The following is a 19,875-nucleotide window of genomic DNA, read 5'->3' as shown; positions in this document are numbered from 1 at the left end:
CCGGAGCGGTAGCCGGTTATCGACCACACAGCCCGCGCAGGCTGAGGATGGCGGGCACGCCGAGGCCCAGCCAGGCCAGGGCGTCCCAGGCACCGTCACCCAGCAAGGCGGCAAACAGGCCGGCGGCACCGAGCATGCCGATGGCGGCTGGCCAGGTGAAGATCCGCCAGGATGATCGAGAGGCGTGGCTCATGCCCGCACCTCCCGGGCTTTGCGCTGCTTGCTTAGCCACAGGTACAGGCCGCTGCCGAGCACGATGATGGTCAGCACATCCAGCACCGCCCAGAGAATTTGCATGGGGCGCCCGCCGTAGTCACCGAAGTGCAGTGGCTGGGACAGGCCCATGGCGTCCATGTACCACGGGCGTTCGCCCACTGCCGTCACGTGCAGGGTGCGCGCATCGATCAGCACGGGGGTGAGCAGGTGCGAGGTCAGGTGAGTGGCGCCCTTCATGAACACGGCGTAATGGTGCTCGCTGGAGAACCGCGTGCCGGGGAAGGCGATGAAGTCCGGGCGCATACCGGGCGCGGCCTGCCCGGCGATGTCCAGCAGGCGGCTGGCTGGGGCGCGCTCGGTGAGCGGCGGGGCGTCACGGTAGGGCGCGACCATGGCGGCCAGGCTGTCGTTGCGCCAGGCGGCGATCACCAGGTCGGACAAGGCACTGATCACCCCGGTGACGCCAACGGTCAGCGCCCAGGCCAGGGTCACCACGCCAATCAGGTTGTGCAGGTCGAGCCAGCGCAGGCGGCGGGATTTGTCGTGGCGCACCGTGGCGAAATCCAGGCGGCGCATGAACGGCGCGTAGAGCACGGTGCCAGAGATGATCGCCACGACGAACAGCACACCCATGAACGCCAGCAGCAGCTTGCCGGGCAGCCCGGCGAACATGTCCACGTGCAGGCGCAGCATGACCATCATGAAGCCGCCGTTGGCTGCGGGCATGGCGACAGCTTCGCCGGTGCGGGCGTCGAGCATGAAGGTGTGTGACGAATTGGGCTCGGTGCCTGCGGTGGCGGCGGTGATCGCCACCACGCCGTTGCGTTCGTCCTCGTCGTAGCCGAAGTACTGCATCACTTCGCCGGGACGATGCTGCTCGGCCTTGAGTACCAGTTGCTGCAGGTCGAGGTGCGGGGTGCCTGCGGGCATCTCGCGCAGCTCGGGGGCATCGCCGAGCAGATGCTCCAGTTCGTGGTGGAAGATCAGCGGCAGGCCGGTCAGGGCCAGCAACAGCAGGAACAGGGTGCAGACCAGGCTGCTCCAGGTGTGGATCGCGGACCAGCGGCGGATGGTTGAGCTTTTCATCACGGTACCGTTTCTCGTCTGATGAAACCTGGGGCTGCACAGCAGCCCGGGCGACTCAGAACTTGTAATTGACGCTGGCCACCACGTTGCGTTCGTCTCCGTAGTAGCAGTAGTAACCGTCACAGGTCGACAGGTAGTCCTTGTTGAACAGGTTCTTCGCATCGACGGCCACCGTCACGCCCTTGAGCGTGCCGTTGAGACGGCCCAGATCGTAATGCACCGACGCGTCGTAGACTGTGTACGACCCAACATGGCCCCAGTCGGTATTGGTGGTGTTGCCGTAGGTATCGCCCACATAGCGCACACCAACGCCTACGCCAAAGCCGTCGAGCGCTCCCTCGTGCCAGGTGTAGTCGGCCCACGCGGTGGCTTGGTTGCGTGGCACCTGCGCCATACGCTTGCCTTTCTCTCCGTCGTTGCCTTTGATGATCTCGCTGTCGTTGTAGGTGTAAGAACCTACCAGTTTGAGGTTCTCGGTGACGTCGGAGGTGGCTTCGAGCTCCAGGCCCTTGACTCTGACTTCACCTACCTGGCGGGTCACGCCACCTTCGGTGACCGACATGTTCTGTTGGGTCAGGTCGAACACTGCCGCAGTGAACAGACTCTTGCTGCCGGGGGGCTGATACTTGATACCTAACTCGTACTGCTTGCCTTCGGTGGGCTTGAACGCATCGGTACTGTTGACCGCAGCACCTGTTGCTGCCTGGAACGACTCGGCGTAGGACAGGTACGGCGTCAAGCCGTTGTCGAACACATAGCTCAGGGCCGCGTTGCCGCTGAACTGCTTGTCACGCTGGGTATTGGTGGCGTCGCCCTGGTTATGGAAGGTAGTGCCGGTGTGCACCCAGTCTTCACGACCGCCCAAGGTCAGGCGCCAGTTGTCCAATGCCATCTGGTCCTGCACGTAGAGACCGGTCTGTTGGGTCTTCTGTGTGTAGTCATACATGTCGAAGTACTGGACGTTGGAGAAATCCTGGCCGTACACCGGATTGTGGATGTTGCTCGGCGGTACGCCAGCGGAACCCCAGCGCCAGCGGGCATCGCTGGTCGAGCGTTGGTGGTCGAGGCCCAGCAGCACGGTGTGACTGATTGCGCCCGTCTGGAAGTCGGCCTGGAAGTTGTTGTCCAAGGCGAACTGCGAGATGTCCTCTTCGACGATACCTGCGGTGCGTTGCACGGTGCCGTCGGCGCTCACGGCCTCATCTGGCCCGGCTGGCCAGATCGACCCACCGGCGGTAATACCCTTGAAGTCCAGTTCGTTGCGTGCGTAACGCAGGTTCTGACGGAACTGCCACACATCACTCAAGCGCGTCTCGAACGCATAGCCCAGGTGGTAGTAAGTGCGGTCGTACGATTCCCAGTCTGGATCGCCCAGGTTCTTGTGGTGGGAGATCTTGCCCGCTGGGCTGTCCAGCTTGGTGCCCTGCAGTGGCAGGAACTGACCGGTAATGCCGGTATCGTCGCGGGTGTACTGGGTAATGAAGGTCAGTTTTGTAACGTCGTTGATGTTCCAGGTCAGGCTGGGGGCGATGTTGTAGCGCTTGTCTGGAATATGGTCGATCGGGGTACCGCTGTCGCGCACGGTGCCGCTTACCCGGTACACGAACTGGCCGCTGTCATCGACCTTGCCCGTGCTGTCAAAATTAATCTGCCGGTGATTATTGCTGCCGACCTGGGCTTCCACCTCGTGGCTGGCTTCCAGCTCTGGCCGGCGGGTGGTCATGTCAAGCAGGCCGCCGGGCGGGGTTTGGCCGTAGACCGAGGACGCAGGGCCACGCAGCACGGCAATACGCTCAAGGTTCCAGGGCTCAATTTTCGGCGAAGCGTAGTTGCCCTTGGGCAAGGGCAGGCCGTCGAGGAATTGTGTGGGTACGAAGCCACGCACTAGCAGCCAATCGCTGCGCGAATCGGAGCCGTAGCCGCTGCTTTGTACCCCAGCGGTATAGCGCAGTGCGTCGTTGAGGCTGAGGACGGGGCGCTCTTCCATTTGCTGACGGGTGATCACGCTGACCGAGCGCGGCAATTCGGCGATGGCCGTGTCGGTCTTGCTGCCTGCTGCGGTACGTGTGGCGGTGTAGCCTTCCACTGGGCCCCAGGCGCTTTCGTAGGCCGCATTCGCATTGATCGCCGTCTCCGGCAATGCGAGCGTTCCTTCAGGCGTCGCCACCAGGCTGTAGCTGCCGACGCTGCTCTGCTGCAACTGCAACCCGCTGCCGCGCAGGGCGGCCTGCAGGGCGCCGATGCCGTCGTACTGGCCGGTGACGGGCGCCGAAGTGCGGCCGCTGACCAGTGCTGGGTCGATGGCCAGGGCGATGCCCGACTGGCTGGCGATCTGGTTGAGGGTGCTGGCCAGGGGGGCGCTGGGCAGGTCGTAGGCGCGCAGGGCGGATTGCTCGGCGGCGAACAGGGCAGGGCTGGCCAACGGCGCAGCCAGGCCAATGGCCAGGGCCATCAGGCTGGGGCGCAGGATACGATCGACAGTACGGGACATGCAGCGGCTCCTCGACGGATAAGTGCTTACTGCTTCCTTGCCGAGCGAGATTTCAAAAGTGACAGGGGGGTGTCATGAAAAAAGCGGGATTTTTTGCAGGCGCGGCCACAGGCCGCTACTACTGGGGCTGAACCGTTACCCACCAAGGAGTATGCCGCTCGATCTTCACCGGTAATGCCGGCACCAGCGATGCCAGGGCCAGGTCGATGTCGGTCAGCGGGAAGCTGCCGGTAACACGCAGGTCGGCAACTTCGTCTGCCACCCCGAGGTGGCCGCTGCGGTACTTGCCGAGGGCAGCGACCAGGTCAGCCAGGCGTACGTTGTCTACCACCAGCATGCCGCGGGTCCAGGCATCGGCACCGACGTCGACCGTGCCGACCTGGCCGAGGCCGTTGGCATCCATGAGTACCTGCTGGCCTTCGCGCAATACCTGTTCGTCACCACTGTTCAGCGGCATGGCCGCGACTGAGGCCTGCAGCACCTCCAGGCGTGTTCCGTTGGCCTCACGGCGCACCAGAAAGCGCGTGCCCAGCGGGCGCAGGCGGCCGTCGTCGGTGCGTACCAGCAATGGGCGGGGGTCCTGGTGGCCGGTCTCGACCGAGATTTCACCCTGGTGCAGCACGATGACCCGTTGCGCGCCTGCGTAGTCGATGTCCACCGCTGTGTGGGTGTTCAGGCTCAGCAAGGTGCCGTCTTCCAGACGCAGGGTGCGCAGCTCGCCGGTGGCGGTGCGTTGGTCGGCCAGCCAGTAGTGCGCTGACAGCGACGGGGCGCCGACCCAGGCCAGCAACGAACCCAGCAGGAACATGCCCGCCAGGCCTCCGCCCACCTTGCCGATGCGCCGGCGCAAGCCGGCGCGCGATTGCAACAGCGCCTGGCGCGCGGGCCCGGCAGCGGCGCTTACGCGCTGGTCGAGGCAACCCAGCTGGCGCCAGGCGCGGGCATGCTCTTCGCTGGCAGCGTGCCAGCGCATGAATTCACTGCGTTCATCTGGCGTGCCGCTGCCCTGGTCCAGGCTCAGCTTCCAGGCAATGGCTGCATCCAGCACCCGCGACGAGACCGGTGAACCGTTCACGTCGGCTCCCCGTACAAGGCCACATAGCACTGGCGCATGCCCTGGGCGATGTACTGACGTACCCGCGAGACCGAAACACCAAGGCGCTCGGCGATTTCGGCGTGGCCCATGCCGTCCAGGCGGTTGTGCAGGAAGGCCGCACGGGCCTTGCTCGACAGCTTGCCAAGCAGGCGGTCGATGGCCTTGAGGTCTTCGAGAATCAGGTGCTGGATTTCGGGGGAAGGCTGTTCGGCTTCCGGCAGGTGGGCGAGTTCGGCCAGGTAGGCCTGCTCCAGTGCGGCGCGGCGGAAGTGGTCGAACAGCAGCCCCTTGGCCACGGCGGCCAGGAATGCGCGTGGCTCGCGGGGCGTGTCCAGTTGCTCACGGCCTAGCAGGCGCACGAAGGTGTCCTGGCTCAGGTCTTCGGCACGTTGGCGGCAGGCCATGCTGCGTTGCAGCCAGGCGAGCAGCCAGCTGCGGTGATCGCGGTAAAGCGCACCGACCAGCTCGGCGTGTGGGCTGTGTGCAGAAGACAAGCAGCGTCCCCCCGGAACGAATGCATTAACTAACGATAATTATTCGCGATTGTTGCAGAGGCGGGGGGCGCGGCGCAATGGACGCTTATCGGATTGCCACCATGGCGGGGCTTCCAAGCGCATGGTTTGGATGATTCAGCGCCTATCAGATCGAGCGCAACAACACCCAAGCCCTACAAACCGTGACTCTGCGCCGCACGCCGCCGCCACCCGCGCAACCGCTGCTCAAGCTGCAACGGGCTGTCGAGCTGCTGGCGACGGGCCTGGCTGAAAAGGATCAACGCCAGCTCGGCGGTGACCTGGGCATCAGCGCTGGCATGGTGGCGCTCTTCAACCTGCAGGCCAAAGCGGGCGACCCAGTCGTCCAGCCCGGCTTCGCGCAGTACCGTGTCGGGGTTGAGCATTGGCGCCAGTTCAGCCACATCCAGGAACGGCACCTGCAGGCGATAGCCCAGGCTTTCCTTCAGCGCCCGCGCCAGCATGCGCTGATCGAAAGGCGCATGGAACGCCAGCACCGGGCTGTCGCCAATGAAGTCGAGCAGGTCGATCAACGCCTCGGCCGGGTCGCAGCCCGCGGCCAGGGCACTGGGCCCCAGCCCGTGAATCAGCACACTGGCGTTGGTCTTCTGGGTGGGGCGGTACAGGGTGCGTTCGAACTGCTGGGCAAAGTCGATGGCACCGTCCTCGATGGCCACGGCACCGATCGACAGGACCTGGTCGCGGTTGGGGTTGAGGCCACTGGTTTCCAGGTCCAGCACCACCCAGCGCTGCTCGCGCAACGTGCACACCCCCAGCGCAGCCGGCTTGGGCAACTGCGCCAGGCGTTGGCGCGCAATGTCGTCCAGCGTGGGCAGGCTGGGGCGCAGCCAGGCGAACAAGCTCATAGCTGATACCGCAAGGCCAGGCTGCTTTGCAGGCGCTGGGCCTGGCGCAGCGACTCACGCAGGATGCGTCGGTCCAGGTGGTTGAGACTGTCGGGGTCGACGCGGTTGGAGTAGGGCAGGTTATCGCGGGTCTGGCGCTGGTGCTGCTGCATGCGGGTCTGCTGGATGAAGTGGTAGGCCTCTTCGTAAGCCGCACCGTCGAGTGGTTCGATGATGCCCTTTTGCACCAGCTGGCGCAGGCGTTCGAGGGTGTTGCAGGCGCCGATGCCGTTGGCCAGGGCCAGCAAGCGCGCACCATCGACGAAGGGCGTCAGGCCCTGCACCTTGAGGTCGAGGGTGGCGGCCTTGTCGTTGCCCTGGCGGGTCAGCACGAATTCGCGCAGGCGGCCCACCGGAGGGCGTTGGCGCAAGGCGTTGTCGGCCATCATGCGCTGGAAAATGCGGTTGTCGGCGACCTGGGCCAGCAGGCTCTGGCGCAGTTGTTCACAGCCTTGCTCGTCACCCCAGACCACGCGCAGGTCGAAATAGATGCTCGAACCCAGCAGGTTTTCGGGGCTTGCCTCGCGGATGAACCCTGCAAAGCGCCGCGCCCATTCGCCGCGTGACAGGCACAGCGCGGGGTTGCCGGCCATGACATTGCCTTTGCACAGGGTAAAGCCGCACTGCGCCAGGCACTGGTTGATGTACTGCGCCAGGGGCAGCAGGCGGGCACGGATCGCGTCAGCTTCGGCGCTGTCGCGGGCCTCGAACAGAATGCCGTTGTCCTGGTCGGTGTGCAGGGTCTGCTCGCGCCGTCCCTCACTGCCGAAGCACAGCCAGCTGAACGGCACGCCTGGGTCGCCGCGTTCGGCTATGGCCAGTTCGATCACCCGGCAGACCGTGTGGTCGTTGAGCAAGGTGATGATCTGGGTGATTTGCGTCGACGAGGCGCCATGGGCGAGCATGCGCTCGACCAGCTGGCTGATCTCACCGCGCAGCGACACCAGGGTGTCCAGGCGCGGGGCATGGCGGATGGTACGCGCCAGGTGCACCAGGTCGACCCGTTGCAGGGAGAACAGGTCTCGCTCGGAAACCACCCCGCACAGGCGCTGGTTGTCCACCAGGCAGACATGCGCGATATGCCGCTCGGTCATGGCCATGGCGGCATCGAAGGCACTGGCCTGCGGGCTGAGGTAGAACGGCCTGGCGGTCATGTGCCGGTCGATGGGCGCGCCCAGCTCGGCATCCGCGCCCGCCACCACCTGGCGCAGGTCACGCAGGGTGAAGATGCCGATCGGGTAGCGCTGGGGGTCGACCACGACAATGCTGCCGACCTGCTGCTCGTGCATCAGCCGCACGGCGTCGCGCAGCGGCGTGTCGGGGTTGCACACCACCGGGTGACGCATGGCCAGCTCGCCCAGGGGGGTGTTCAGCGAGTACTGGGTGCCGAGGGTTTCCACGGCGCGTTGGCGCACCTGCTGGTTGACCTGGTCGAGCAGGCTGCTGACCCCGCGCAGGGCAAAGTCGCGAAAGGCCTCCGACAGGGAGAACACGCGGATGAACGCGGCCTTGTTCAGTTGCAGGCAGAAGGTGTCCTCACCGGCCAGGTGCTCGGTGCGGGTGGCGCGTTCGCCAAGCAGGGCGGCCAGGGGGAAGCACTCGCCGCTGGTGATCTCGAAGGTGGTCTCCACACCGGGTTTGACCAGGTGCTGGCGTTCGCCGACCACGCGCCCTTGTTTGACGATGTAGAAGTGCTCGACCGGGCCGTCGGCGGGTTTGACGATGCTTTCGCCACTGGCATAGAAACGCAGCTGGCACTGCTCGACCAGATACGCCAGGTGGCTGTGCTCCATCTGGTTGAAGGGTGGGAAGCGCTGCAGAAACTGCAACGTACCTTGTATGTTCTGCAGCACAGCCGTCCTGCCCGCCTGGCTGTAGGCGTCCTTTTTACTCATGACACTGACCGTATCGCTACGCCGAACTATATATATCTATATATAGGTGCCGGCCTTGTTGTTCTCGGTCCCCATGGTCGGCTGGCTGAGGTGTGGTGCCCATTGGACGTAAGTCTATGGGCGGCGTGTGATCAATATCGCAAGGCGCGGTCTTACCGGTGAGCAAGACTTTTTTTGACGAGACGACCATGGTTGAGCATGACGACATCCTGAGTGACGCCGAACGTGAGGCACTGGCCGGGCTGGTGGCGCCTATTGCGCCCAAGCCTGTGGTACTGGTGGTGGACGACAACCCAGTGAACAGCGAGGCCTTGAGCCTGTACCTGAAAAGCAGAGGCATCGACTGCATGACGGCCGACGGGGCCCAGGAGGCGATGTTCAAGCTGCATTACGAGCCGAGGATCGCCTTGATGATCACCGACCTGCGCATGGAGCCCAAGGATGGCCTGGAGCTGATTCGGCAGATTCGCGAGTCGGAGCGGGCGGCGTTGTCGATCATCGTGGTGTCGGGCGACACCGATGTGAAAGAGGCGGTGGACGTGATGCACCTGGGGGTGGTCGACTTTTTGCTCAAGCCGGTGGACCTGGGGAAACTGCTGGAGCTGGTGAAGAAAGAACTGAAGATTGGGTGATGGGTAGAGGGGCCGCAAAGCGGCCCCCGTACGCAAATGTTACTTACAACCCGTTACGCGCCTTGAACTCGCGACGGCGACGGTGCAGTACCGGCTCGGTATAACCGTTCGGCTGCTTGCCACCTTCGATCACCAGCTCCACGGCCGCCTGGAACGCGACGTTGTCGTCGAAGCTCGGCGCCATCGGTTGGTACAGGGCGTCGCCAGCGTTCTGCTGGTCGACCACCACCGCCATGCGCTTGAGGCTTTCCAGCACCTGCGCCTCGTTGACCACGCCGTGGCGCAGCCAGTTGGCCAGCAGCTGGGCCGAGATGCGCAGGGTGGCGCGGTCTTCCATCAGGCCGACGTTGTTGATGTCCGGCACCTTCGAACAACCCACGCCCTGATCGATCCAGCGAACCACGTAACCAAGGATGCCCTGGGCGTTGTTGTCCAGCTCGTTGCGGATCTCTTCGGCCGACCAGTTGGTGTCGGCGGCCAGCGGGATGGCCAGGATGTCGTCGACAGAAGCCGGGGTGCGCGTAGCCAGCTCGCGCTGACGTGCCTGCACATCGACCTTGTGGTAGTGCAGGGCATGCAGGGTAGCGGCGGTCGGCGAAGGTACCCAGGCGGTGTTGGCACCGGCCAGCGGGTGGGCGATCTTCTGCTCGAGCATGGCAGCCATCAGGTCGGGCATGGCCCACATGCCTTTGCCGATCTGCGCACGGCCTTGCAGGCCGGTGGCCAGGCCGACGTCGACGTTGTTGTTCTCGTAGGCGCCGATCCACTTCTCGTTCTTCATGGCGCCCTTGCGCACAACGGCGCCGGCTTCCATGGAGGTGTGGATTTCGTCACCGGTGCGGTCGAGGAAGCCGGTGTTGATGAACGCCACGCGCTCGGCAGCGGCCTTGATGCAGGACTTGAGGTTGACCGTGGTACGGCGCTCCTCGTCCATGATGCCGACCTTGACGGTGTTGCGCGGCATGCCCAGCAGGTCTTCGACCTGGCTGAAGATTTCAGCGGCGAAGGCCACTTCTTCAGGGCCGTGCATCTTCGGCTTGACGATGTAGACGCTGCCGGTACGGGTGTTCTTGCGGCTGGTGTTGCCGTTGAGGTTGTGCAGGGCGATCAGGTTGGTGAACAGGCCGTCCTGGATGCCTTCGGGGATTTCGTTGCCCTGGGCATCGAGGATCGCCGGGTTGGTCATCAGGTGGCCAACGTTGCGCACGAACAGCAGCGAACGGCCGTGCAGGGTGACCGTGCCACCGTTTGGCGCGGCGTATTCGCGGTCTGGGTTCATGGTGCGGGTGAAGGTCTTGCCACCCTTGTTCACGCTTTCGGCCAGGTCGCCTTTCATCAGGCCCAGCCAGTTGCGGTAGACGATGACTTTGTCATCGGCGTCCACGGCCGCGACCGAGTCTTCGCAGTCCATGATGGTGGTCAGTGCCGATTCCATCAGGATGTCTTTGACGCCGGCGGCATCGGTGCTGCCAACCGGGGTGCTGGCATCGACCTGGATTTCGAAGTGCAGGCCGTTGTGCTTGAGCAGCACGGAGGTCGGCGCGGCGGCATCGCCGACGTAGCCGATCAGCTGGGCATCGTCACGCAGGCCGCTGTTGCTGCCGCCCTTGAGGGCGACGACCAGCTTGCCGTCCTTGATGCTGTAGGCCGTGGAGTCGACATGCGAGCCTGCAGCCAGCGGCGCGGCTTCGTCGAGGAAGGCGCGGGCAAAGGCAATAACCTTGTCGCCGCGGGCTTTGTTGTAACCCTGGCCTTTCTCGGCGCCGCCTTCATCGCTGATGGCATCGGTGCCATACAGGGCGTCGTACAGCGAACCCCAACGGGCGTTGGCGGCGTTCAGGGCGAAGCGGGCGTTCATCACCGGCACTACCAGCTGTGGGCCGGCCATGCGGGCGATTTCTTCGTCCACGTTCTGCGTGGTGGCCTGGAAATCGTCGGCTTGTGGCAGCAGATAGCCGATTTCCTGGAGGAAGCTTTTGTAGGCTACGGCGTCATGGGCCTGGCCTTTGCGTGCCTGGTGCCAGGCGTCGATCTTGGCTTGCAGCTCGTCGCGCTTGGCGAGCAGGGCTTTGTTCTTTGGAGCGAGGTCATTGATGATCTTCTCTGCACCTGCCCAGAACTGCTCGGCGACGATGCCGGTCCCGGGGATGGCTTCGTTGTTCACGAAGTCGTACAGGACCTTGGCGACCTGAAGGCCACCGACTTGAACGTATCCAGTCATTGCTTGCCTCACTCTGCTCAGCTATTTCGCTCTTCTGTATTAAGCCTGTAGCGCTTCTCTAAACACGGCACCAGTGCGTGCCCAGGTCGGATGAACCCGAGGGCGGCTGGGTGCGGCCTGCCAGACGGGCTGGCGGGCAGTGTGCGTATTTTCACAGGCGCCTTGGCAGACATCCAAACGACGTTTTGTAGTCCGCGCCACGGGATACTACATGAAGCAGTAGGCGGGGCAAAATCAGACTAAAAGCGTCGTTGTGCGACCCGTTGGTCGCGTATGGTCACGCTGGGAATTGGTATGTTCGCAAAAAACAGGTGGATTGTTCCAGATAAATCTTGAAACAGTACACGATTAGTCATGTCGATTGCCCTGCGGCAGGTTGCCGCGCCTTGCCTATACTCAATCGATCCCCCGGTTTATCGCCGCCCAGCGCGGTTCGACACAGAGGAAGGGCTTGTGGATCATCTTGTACTCACTGTGATTGCCCCTGACAAGGCCGGCCAGGTCGAACGCATTGCCCAATGCATCGCCGACCACAGCGGTAACTGGCTGGAAAGCCGCATGTCGCGCATGGCCGGGCAGTTCGCCGGCATCCTGCGGGTGGCGGTGCCAGCGGAAAATTATGCAGAACTGGTCGCGTCGCTGCAGGCCCTGGCCCGCTACGATATTCGTGTGTTGATTGCCGAGAGCGGCATCGAGCCGTCGTGCACGTGGAAGCCGATCGCTATGGAGCTGGTGGGTAATGACCGGCCTGGGATCGTGCGCGATATCACCCGGCTGCTGGCCGAGCTTGGGGTGAACCTGGAGCGCTTTACCACTGAAGTGCGGCCTGCACCGATGAGCAGTGAGCCGTTGTTTCATGCCAATGCATTGTTGGCGCTGCCGTTGACCTTGTCGCTGGACGAACTGCAGCAGCGGTTGGAGAGCCTGGCGGATGATTTGATGGTGGAGTTGGAGCTGCGGGCTGAGGAGTGATCCGCGACGGCTGGGGCCGCTTTGCGGCCTCAGGGTTATCCCCCGTTTTACAGGTACGGCCCTGTGGATAACCTGGGGGCGCACCTCTCCAGCCCACGCGCATCAAGGCCTGCAAAGGTTTGATCAAAAAACACTCAGAATTCAGCAGCTTGTGCACAAAGCACGGGGACGAGGGTGTGGATAACCTCTGGAGATGTCTCTGCAGGCCACGACCCACGTGCCCTGCAGAGTTTTGATCGTTTTTTGATCAGGCGCGCTTGCGCAAATTCAGCCAGGCATCGACGCTGTATATCGCCAAACCCGCCCAGATGAACACGAACGCCACCAGGGTGCTCGACGACAAATGCTCGTCAAACAACAGCACCGCCTGCAGCAGCACCAGGGTCGGCGCGAGGTACTGCAGGAAGCCCAGCGTGGTATACGGCAGATGGCGTGCGGCAGCGTTGAAGCACACCAGCGGCACCAGCGTTACCGGCCCTGCCGCCATCAACCACAACGCTTCGCTGCTGGTGTAGAACGCGCCCTGCGCGCTCATCGCGGCGGGGTGCAGCAACAGCCAGCCGAGGGCCAGGGGCACCAGCATCCAGGTTTCCACCACCAGGCCCGGCAACGCTGCCACGGGCGCCTGTTTGCGGATCAGCCCATAGAAGCCGAAGGTCAGCGCCAGTACCAGCGAGACCCAGGGCAGGCTGCCGACCTGCCATACCTGCTGGGCCACGCCCACCGCCGCCATGGCCACTGCCAGCCATTGCAGGCGGCGCAGGCGCTCGCCCAGGATGAGCATGCCCAGCAGCACGTTGATCAGCGGGTTTATGTAGTAGCCAAGGCTGGCTTCGAGCATGCGGCCATTGTTCACCGACCATACGTAGGTCAGCCAGTTGCCAGCGATCAGCGCGCCGCTCAGCGCCAGGATGGCCAGCCGGCGCGGGTTGTCGCGCAGTTCGCGCCACCAGCCGGGGTGCTTCCATACCAGCAACAGCAGCGAGCCAAACAAGGCCGACCAGAGCACCCGGTGGACGATGATCTCCACCGCCGGCACGCTCTGGATCGCTTTGAAATAGAGAGGGAACAGGCCCCAGATGATGTAGGCACTGAGGCCCAGGATGTACCCGCGTTGCGGGTTTGCGGCGTGCATGCAGAATCCTTGCTTAGGTAGCTAAATAAAGCGACGCCTATTGTAGACAGAGGTCAGCGCACTTTTAGAACAATTTCAGCGGTTGTTCATCGAGCGCTGCCATCTGCTCGCGCAGCGCGAGAATCTGGTCGCCCCAGTAGCGCGGCTGGCCGAACCACGGGAAGCTTCGCGGGAATGCCGGGTCGTCCCAGCGCCGCGCCAGCCACGCGCTGTGGTGCAGTTGGCGCAAGGCGCGCAACGGCTCGATCAAGGGCAGCTCGCGCGGGTCGAAGTCGTGGAACTCGTTGTAGCCGTCGATCAGCTCTGCCAGTTGGCCGAGGCGTTCTTCGCGGCTGCCAGCGAGCATCATCCACAGGTCCTGCACCGCCGGGCCCATGCGGCAGTCGTCGAGGTCGACCACGTGATACACCTCGTCGCGATGCATCAGGTTGCCCGGGTGCAAGTCGCCGTGCAGGCGCATTACCTTGTGTGGGGTGCGCGCGTAGATATCCTCGACCCGTTTCAGCAGGTCGCGGGCAACGGACTCGAAGGCGGGCCGCAATTCGCGCGGGACGAAGTTGCCTTCCAGCAGGGTTTGCAGGGAGGCGTGGCCGAAGTTGTCCACAGCCAACGCTTCGCGATGCTCGAACGGCCGTGTCGCGGCAACGGCGTGCAGGCGGCCGAGCAACTGGCCGAGGCGATAGAGCTGGTCGAGGTTGCCGGGTTCCGGTGCATGGCCGCCACGGCGGGGGAACAGTGTGAAGCGAAAACCCTGGTGCTCGAACAGTGTGCGGCCGTCGTGCTGCAGAGGCGCGACCACGGGCACTTCACAGTCGGCAAGCTCGGCAGTGAAGCGGTGTTCTTCAAGAATCGCTTCGTTGCTCCAGCGGCCAGGTCGGTAGAACTTGGCGATCAGTGGTTGTGAATCTTCGATGCCCACCTGGTAGACGCGGTTTTCGTAGCTGTTCAGTGCCAGGATCCGGGCATCGCTGAGGAAGCCGATGCTTTCCACGGCGTCCAGGACCAAGTCGGGGGTGAGGGTGACGAAGGGGTGTGACATGGTGGCTCCGGGGATAGGCGGCGTGCAGCCATGGTAACGCATTCCACCTTGCCAAACGGTGCGGCCAAGCTACACCGGCACCCCCAGCAGCACATAAGAAGGATGGAACTGTGCCCGTACCTGGCTGCCCGTTTGAATCCGATTGCGCGTCAACCACGCCTTTTCGGCGAACGCGCACAATGTCTGCCCATTGCCCAGCGCCAGCCGTACTTCGCTGGGCCCGTCAGCGTCCGCCAGCACGTGTTCCACCGTTGCCTTGAGGCAGTTGCTGCTCGCGTCGGCGTCATCGTCATCCCCCAGCAGTTGCACCCACCCGGCCTTGAGCAACGCCACCACCATTGCCCCCAGGGTCAACTCCAGGCGTGCGGTGCTGTCGTGGGTAATCAGCGCCTCGATCTCCAGGCCACCGCCCAGCGCCAGGCTTACGCAATCATGCCGGCCTTCACGGCGCAGACCGCTGACCTTGCCCTGCAGCTGATTGCGCGCACTGGTGCGCAGCATCAGGCGCCCGAGCAGGTCGAGGTCGCTGGACTCTTCGGCCGCTTCCAGGATTTGTGCCTGCAGGGCCTGCAGGCGTTGATAAAGACGCAGCACGCGTTCGCCTTCGACCGACAGGCGTGCGCCGCCGCCGCCACGCCCGCCGGTGCTGCGCTCGACCAGGGGCTGGCTGGCCAGGTTGTTGAGCTCGTCGATGGCGTCCCAGGCGGCTTTGTAGCTGACGCCTGCGGCCTTGGCGGCGCGTGTGATCGAGCCTTGTTCGGCGATGTGCTGGAGCAGGGCGATGCGTTGCGGGCGGCGGGCGATGTGCTGGGTGAGCAGGGCGGGTAGAGACATGGGTAAGGTAATCAGTCGTTGACGCAAGGTCGTTGCTTTATAGCATGGCCCTGATTGGTTGCATGGCCCTGATTGGTGTAGGAGCGGCCTTGCGTCGCGAAAGGGCTGCGCAGCGGCCCCCATCGATTTTAGCGGCGACGCTGGAATCCGGGATTAGCGGCGACGCTGGAATCAGGGATTAGCAGCGACGCTGAAATCCGGGGGCCGCTGCGCAGCCCTTTCGCGACGCAAGGCCGCTCCTACACGGGCTTGGGCGTGCGTGCCAGGCAATACACATCGACTCGGCGTGCCCCGGCCTTGGTTAACACCTGGGCAATCGCCTGGGCGGTGGTGCCTGTAGTCAGCACGTCATCGACCACCGCTACATGCCTGCCCGCCAGCGCCTTGTGCCCGGTAACGCTGAACGCCTGGCGCAGGTTGCGGCGCCTGGCCTTGGCATCCAGGTGCTGCTGCGCCTGTGTTTCGCGTGTACGCAGCAGCAGCCTCTCGTCGCAATCGATGCCCAACTGCGATGCCAACCAGCGCGTCAGCATGCCGGCCTGGTTGAAGCCGCGCTCACGCAGTCGACGCTTGGCCAAGGGTACAGGCAACAGCAGGTCAGGTTGCGCAAGGCCTTCTGCATAGCGATGTTGCAGGCCCTGGCCGAGCAATTCGGCCATCAACCGCCCCAACGGCCACTGACGGTTGTGCTTGAAGCGGCTGATCAGCGTGTCTACCGGGAACCCGTAATGCCACAACGCGATGACCTGGTCGAACGCCGGCGCCCGGCGGCTGCACTGGCCGCAGGTCAGGTTGGCCATGGGCAAAGGCAGGGCGCAGCGCAGGCAGTAGTCCTGCAGCCAGGGCAACGCCTGTTCGCAGGCGACACACAGTGGGTACGCCTGTTCGGCAGGGGCGTCGCAGAGCAAACAGTTTTGGTTAATATTTAGGCACTTGTAAACCAGCGCTTTCAGGTTGGGTTGACAGTTCATAGGCCTTCCATGACTATGCGAGCTATCCGTGATGCGCTGGCGGGCATTCTTGTCCCGGCGCCAGTTACAGCCTAAACAAGGAAACGCCGATGAGCGCCAGCACAACTGCAACAACACGTCACGACTGGTCCCTGGCTGAGGTCAAGGCGCTGTTCCAGCAACCGTTCAACGACCTGCTGTTCCAGGCGCAAACCATGCACCGCGCGCATTTCGACGCAAACCGCGTGCAGGTATCGACCCTGCTGTCGATCAAGACCGGCGCCTGCCCGGAAGATTGCAAATATTGTCCACAGTCCGGCCACTACAACACCGGGCTGGAAAAACAGAAGCTGATGGAAGTGCAGAAGGTGCTGGAAGAAGCCGCCCGCGCCAAAGCCATCGGCTCGACCCGCTTCTGCATGGGCGCGGCGTGGAAGCACCCGTCGGCCAAGGACATGCCCTACGTGCTGGAGATGGTCAAAGGGGTCAAGGCCATGGGCCTGGAAACCTGCATGACCCTCGGCAAGCTCGATCAGGATCAGACCCAGGCGCTGGCCCAGGCCGGCCTCGACTACTACAACCACAACCTCGACACCTCGCCCGAGTTCTACGGCAGCATCATCACCACTCGCACCTACAGCGAACGCCTGCAAACCCTGGCCTATGTGCGTGATGCCGGGATGAAGATCTGCTCTGGCGGCATCCTCGGCATGGGCGAGTCGCTGGATGACCGCGCCGGCCTGCTGATCCAGCTGGCCAATCTGCCCGAGCACCCGGAGTCGGTGCCGATCAACATGCTGGTCAAGGTGGCGGGCACGCCGCTGGCCGAAGAAGAAGATGTCGACCCGTTCGACTTCATCCGCATGCTGGCGGTGGCCCGCCTGCTGATGCCCAAGTCGCATGTGCGCCTGTCTGCCGGCCGTGAGCAGATGAACGAACAGATGCAGGCCCTGGCCTTCATGGCGGGCGCCAACTCGATCTTCTATGGCGAGAAACTGCTGACCACCGCCAACCCGCAGGCTGACAAGGACATGCAGCTGTTCGCCCGCCTGGGTATCAAGCCTGAGGCCCGCGAAGAGCACGCCGATGAAGTGCACCAGGCAGCCATCGAGCAGGCGCTGGTCGAACAGCGCAGCAGCGAGATGTTCTACAACGCAGCAACGGCCTGAGATGGCCTTTGACCTGGCGGCGCGCCTGGCCGAACGACGCGCAGCAGACCTGTATCGGCAGCGGCCACTGCTGGAGAGCCCGCAGGGGCCTGAAGTGGTGGTCGATGGCCAGCCGCTGTTGGCGTTTTGCAGCAATGATTACCTGGGCCTTGCCAATCACCCGGAGGTGATCGCCGCCTGGCAGGCCGGCGCCGAACGCTGGGGTGTCGGTGGCGGCGCGTCGCACCTGGTGATAGGCCACAGCACGCCGCACCACCAGGTCGAAGAGGCACTGGCAGAGCTGACCGGGCGCCCGCGCGCGTTGCTGTTCTCCACCGGCTACATGGCCAACCTGGGCGCCATCACTGCGCTGGTGGGGCAGGGCGACACGGTGCTGCAGGACCGCCTCAACCACGCCTCGCTGTTGGATGGCGGGCTGCTCAGTGGTGCCCGTTTCAACCGCTACTTGCACAATGACCCGGCCAGCCTGGCCAGCCGCCTGGACAAGGCCGTGGGCAATACCCTGGTGGTGACCGACGGGGTGTTCAGCATGGATGGCGACCTTGCCGATTTGCCGGCCCTGGCCAAGGCCGCCCGCGCCCGCGGCGCCTGGCTGATGGTCGATGATGCCCATGGCCTGGGGACCTTGGGGGCCCAGGGTGGCGGTATCGTCGAGCACTTTGGTTTGGGTGTGGATGATGTACCCGTGCTGATCGGCACCCTGGGCAAAGCCTGCGGCACGGCCGGCGCTTTTGTTGCCGGTAGCGAAGCGTTGATCGAGGCGCTGGTGCAGTTCGCCCGGCCTTACATCTACACCACCAGCCAGCCCCCGGCGCTGGCCTGTGCCACGCTTAAAAGCCTGGAACTGTTGCGCCGCGAAACCTGGCGCCGCGAGCACCTGGCCGCGTTGATCCGCCAGTTCCGCCAGGGCGCCCAGCAGATCGGCCTTGAGCTGATGGACAGCCCCACACCGATTCAGCCGATCATGATCGGTGACAGCGCCCAGGCCCTGCGCCTGTCACAGATGTTGCGCGAGCGGGGCTTGCTGGTGACGGCGATCCGCCCGCCCACCGTGCCCGCCGGCAGCGCGCGCCTGCGGGTGACGCTGAGCGCCGCGCACAGTGAGGCGCAGGTGCAGCTATTGTTGAATGCATTGGCCGAGTGTTATCCACAACTGGAGAGCACCACTGGAGAGCGCCGATGCGAAATCGACTGATTCTACTGCCCGGCTGGGGCCTGGGCACCGCTGCCCTGGAGCCACTGGCTGCCAGCCTCCGGGCCCAGGATGCACGCCTGCAGGTCGAGCTGATGCCCCTGCCGGAACTGGCCGAGGCCGATGTGCAAGCCTGGGTCGACCACCTCGATCGCAAGCTGCCGACTGATACGTGGCTGGGCGGCTGGTCGCTCGGCGGCATGTTGGCCAGTGAGCTGGCAAGCAGGCGCGGTGATCACTGCTGCGGCCTGCTGACCCTGGGCAGCAACCCCAGCTTCGTGGCGCGGCCGGACTGGCCCCACGGCATGGCCGACGACACCTTCGGCACCTTCCTCGACGGTTGCCGCAGCCACACCCAGGTGACGCTCAAGCGCTTTCGCAGCTTGTGCAGCGACGGTGCCCTGCAACCGCGTACGTTGCTGCGTCAGCTTGGCGTAGGGGTGCCGGACACCGACCCGCTGTACCTTGCCACCGGCTTGCAGGTGCTGGCGCAACTGGACACGCGCGCGGCCCTGCAACACTTCGCCGGGCCGCAACTGCACCTGTTCGCCGGTAGCGATGCGCTGGTACCGGCGGAGGCCGCGAAGGCCCTGAGCGAACTGTTGCCGGACGTGGAGGTCGGCCTGGTCGAAGAGAGTTCCCACGCCTTCCTGCTGGAGTACCCCCAGGAGCTGGCGGCGGGCATCAAGAGTTTCCTGCATGAGAGTGGCGATGACTGACCTTTCCCGTCCGACCCTGCCCGGCGCGCTGCCGGACAAGCGCCAGGTGGCGGCCTCGTTTTCCCGCGCGGCGGCCAGCTACGACAGCGTCGCGGCCTTGCAGCGCGACGTTGGCATGAGCCTGCTGGGCCAGTTGCCGGAAGGGCTGGCGCCGTCGCGCTGGCTTGACCTGGGCAGCGGCACCGGGCACTTCAGCCGGGTGCTGGCCGAGCGCTTCGCGCAGGCCAGTGGCGTGGCGGTGGATATCGCCGAAGGCATGCTGCGCCATGCCCGGCATGAGCAGGGCGGCGCCCAGCACCACGTGGTCGGCGATGCCGAGCGCCTGCCGCTGCGTGAGGCCAGCGTCGACCTGGTGTTCTCCAGCCTTGCGGTGCAGTGGTGCGGGCAGTTCGCCAGTGTGCTGGATGAGGCGCGGCGGGTGCTGCGCCCAGGCGGTGTGCTGGCGTTCAGCAGCCTGTGCGTCGGGACCCTCGACGAGCTGCGCGCCAGCTGGCAGGCGGTGGATGGCCTGGTGCACGTCAACCGCTTCCGCCGCTTCGACGATTACCAGCGCCTGTGCGCCGGCAGTGGCTTGCAGCACGTGACGCTGCAGCAGCGTGCGCACGTGTTGCACTACCCGGATGTACGCAGCCTGACCCACGAACTGAAGGCCCTTGGCGCCCACAACATCAACCCGGGCCGCCCCTCGGGCCTGACCGGCCGCGCGCGCATGCAGGGCTTGTTGCAGGCATATGAGGCATTTCGCCAGCCCCAGGGGCTGCCAGCCACTTACCAAGTGGTCTATGGTGTGTTGCGCAAGCCACAGGGGTAA

At 64.4% G+C, this 19,875-nt stretch carries 18 protein-coding genes; 6 read left to right on the top strand and 12 right to left on the bottom strand.

Annotation, left to right across the window (positions count from 1 at the left end):
- Positions 1 to 16: 16 nt before the first annotated feature.
- From DJ563_RS19215 to DJ563_RS19185, 7 genes are all read right to left on the bottom strand, one after another.
- On the bottom strand, positions 17 to 193 hold the full coding sequence (locus DJ563_RS19215) for a hypothetical protein (RefSeq protein ID WP_434518177.1): 177 nt from the start codon (positions 191 to 193) through the stop codon (positions 17 to 19).
- A complete protein-coding gene (locus DJ563_RS19210) occupies positions 190 to 1,302 on the bottom strand; it encodes a PepSY-associated TM helix domain-containing protein (protein ID WP_033703108.1) in 1,113 nt (370 codons plus the stop codon). The genes DJ563_RS19215 and DJ563_RS19210 overlap by 4 nt, the downstream gene beginning before the upstream one ends.
- Before the next feature lie 55 nt (positions 1,303 to 1,357).
- On the bottom strand, positions 1,358 to 3,793 hold the full coding sequence (locus DJ563_RS19205) for a TonB-dependent siderophore receptor (RefSeq protein ID WP_274098998.1): 2,436 nt from the start codon (positions 3,791 to 3,793) through the stop codon (positions 1,358 to 1,360).
- Positions 3,794 to 3,911: 118 nt separating this feature from the next.
- On the bottom strand, positions 3,912 to 4,868 hold the full coding sequence (locus DJ563_RS19200; RefSeq protein ID WP_186658574.1) for a FecR domain-containing protein: 957 nt from the start codon (positions 4,866 to 4,868) through the stop codon (positions 3,912 to 3,914).
- Positions 4,865 to 5,383: an RNA polymerase sigma factor gene (locus tag DJ563_RS19195; protein WP_047583689.1), complete on the bottom strand. Its 519-nt coding sequence runs from the start codon at positions 5,381 to 5,383 to the stop codon at positions 4,865 to 4,867. Before DJ563_RS19195 ends, DJ563_RS19200 begins: the two co-directional genes overlap by 4 nt.
- 173 nt (positions 5,384 to 5,556) lie before the next feature.
- Positions 5,557 to 6,267, bottom strand: a complete 711-nt coding sequence (locus DJ563_RS19190) for a 3'-5' exonuclease (RefSeq protein ID WP_434518176.1) — start codon at positions 6,265 to 6,267, stop codon at positions 5,557 to 5,559.
- A complete protein-coding gene (locus tag DJ563_RS19185; RefSeq protein WP_434518175.1) occupies positions 6,264 to 8,201 on the bottom strand; it encodes a putative nucleotidyltransferase substrate binding domain-containing protein in 1,938 nt (645 codons plus the stop codon). Before DJ563_RS19185 ends, DJ563_RS19190 begins: the two co-directional genes overlap by 4 nt.
- 188 nt (positions 8,202 to 8,389) lie before the next feature.
- Between DJ563_RS19185 and DJ563_RS19180 the strand changes: the two genes are divergently transcribed.
- Positions 8,390 to 8,833 carry a response regulator gene (locus DJ563_RS19180; RefSeq protein WP_274099000.1) on the top strand — a complete coding sequence of 148 codons (444 nt, stop codon included), beginning with the start codon at positions 8,390 to 8,392 and terminating at the stop codon, positions 8,831 to 8,833.
- Between the two features lie 43 nt (positions 8,834 to 8,876).
- On the opposite strand, the gene DJ563_RS19175 is transcribed toward DJ563_RS19180, so the two are convergent.
- A complete protein-coding gene (locus DJ563_RS19175) occupies positions 8,877 to 11,054 on the bottom strand; it encodes a malate synthase G (protein ID WP_434518174.1) in 2,178 nt (725 codons plus the stop codon).
- Between the two features lie 453 nt (positions 11,055 to 11,507).
- On the opposite strand from DJ563_RS19175, the gene DJ563_RS19170 reads away from it, so the two are divergent.
- Entirely contained in the window at positions 11,508 to 12,026 is a 519-nt protein-coding gene (locus tag DJ563_RS19170; protein WP_033703100.1) for a glycine cleavage system protein R, read from the top strand.
- Between the two features lie 247 nt (positions 12,027 to 12,273).
- Here the strand turns inward: DJ563_RS19170 and rarD are convergent, their stop codons facing one another.
- The 4 genes from rarD to DJ563_RS19150 all read right to left on the bottom strand — a co-directional run bounded on the left by rarD (position 12,274) and on the right by DJ563_RS19150 (position 16,005).
- Positions 12,274 to 13,161, bottom strand: a complete 888-nt coding sequence (rarD, locus tag DJ563_RS19165; protein ID WP_033703099.1) for an EamA family transporter RarD — start codon at positions 13,159 to 13,161, stop codon at positions 12,274 to 12,276.
- A gap of 64 nt (positions 13,162 to 13,225) precedes the next feature.
- A complete protein-coding gene (locus tag DJ563_RS19160; RefSeq protein WP_434518173.1) occupies positions 13,226 to 14,200 on the bottom strand; it encodes a serine/threonine protein kinase in 975 nt (324 codons plus the stop codon).
- Between the two features lie 69 nt (positions 14,201 to 14,269).
- Positions 14,270 to 15,034 carry a TOBE domain-containing protein gene (locus tag DJ563_RS19155; protein WP_274099004.1) on the bottom strand — a complete coding sequence of 255 codons (765 nt, stop codon included), beginning with the start codon at positions 15,032 to 15,034 and terminating at the stop codon, positions 14,270 to 14,272.
- Positions 15,035 to 15,273: 239 nt separating this feature from the next.
- Complete coding sequence (locus DJ563_RS19150) at positions 15,274 to 16,005, bottom strand: ComF family protein (RefSeq protein ID WP_434518172.1); 732 nt, start codon at positions 16,003 to 16,005, stop codon at positions 15,274 to 15,276.
- Positions 16,006 to 16,094: 89 nt separating this feature from the next.
- On the opposite strand from DJ563_RS19150, the gene bioB reads away from it, so the two are divergent.
- Genes bioB through bioC form a run of 4 tightly spaced genes read left to right on the top strand, consistent with a single transcriptional unit; the run spans position 16,095 to position 19,875 of the window.
- A complete protein-coding gene (gene bioB / locus DJ563_RS19145; protein ID WP_274098869.1) occupies positions 16,095 to 17,153 on the top strand; it encodes a biotin synthase BioB in 1,059 nt (352 codons plus the stop codon).
- 1 nt (position 17,154) lies between these two features.
- Positions 17,155 to 18,348, top strand: coding sequence for an 8-amino-7-oxononanoate synthase (gene bioF / locus DJ563_RS19140; protein ID WP_274098868.1), 1,194 nt, complete (start codon positions 17,155 to 17,157; stop codon positions 18,346 to 18,348).
- Entirely contained in the window at positions 18,333 to 19,064 is a 732-nt protein-coding gene (locus tag DJ563_RS19135) for an alpha/beta fold hydrolase (protein ID WP_186658628.1), read from the top strand. The genes bioF and DJ563_RS19135 overlap by 16 nt, the downstream gene beginning before the upstream one ends.
- A complete protein-coding gene (gene bioC / locus DJ563_RS19130; protein WP_434518171.1) occupies positions 19,057 to 19,875 on the top strand; it encodes a malonyl-ACP O-methyltransferase BioC in 819 nt (272 codons plus the stop codon). Before DJ563_RS19135 ends, bioC begins: the two co-directional genes overlap by 8 nt.

The organism is Pseudomonas sp. NFX1, from assembly GCF_051123555.1.
Taxonomy (GTDB): Bacteria; Pseudomonadota; Gammaproteobacteria; order Pseudomonadales; family Pseudomonadaceae; genus Aquipseudomonas; species Aquipseudomonas capeferrum.
The sequence above is the reverse complement of the archived record's forward strand: the minus strand, read 5'-3'. Positions and strand labels throughout refer to the sequence as shown.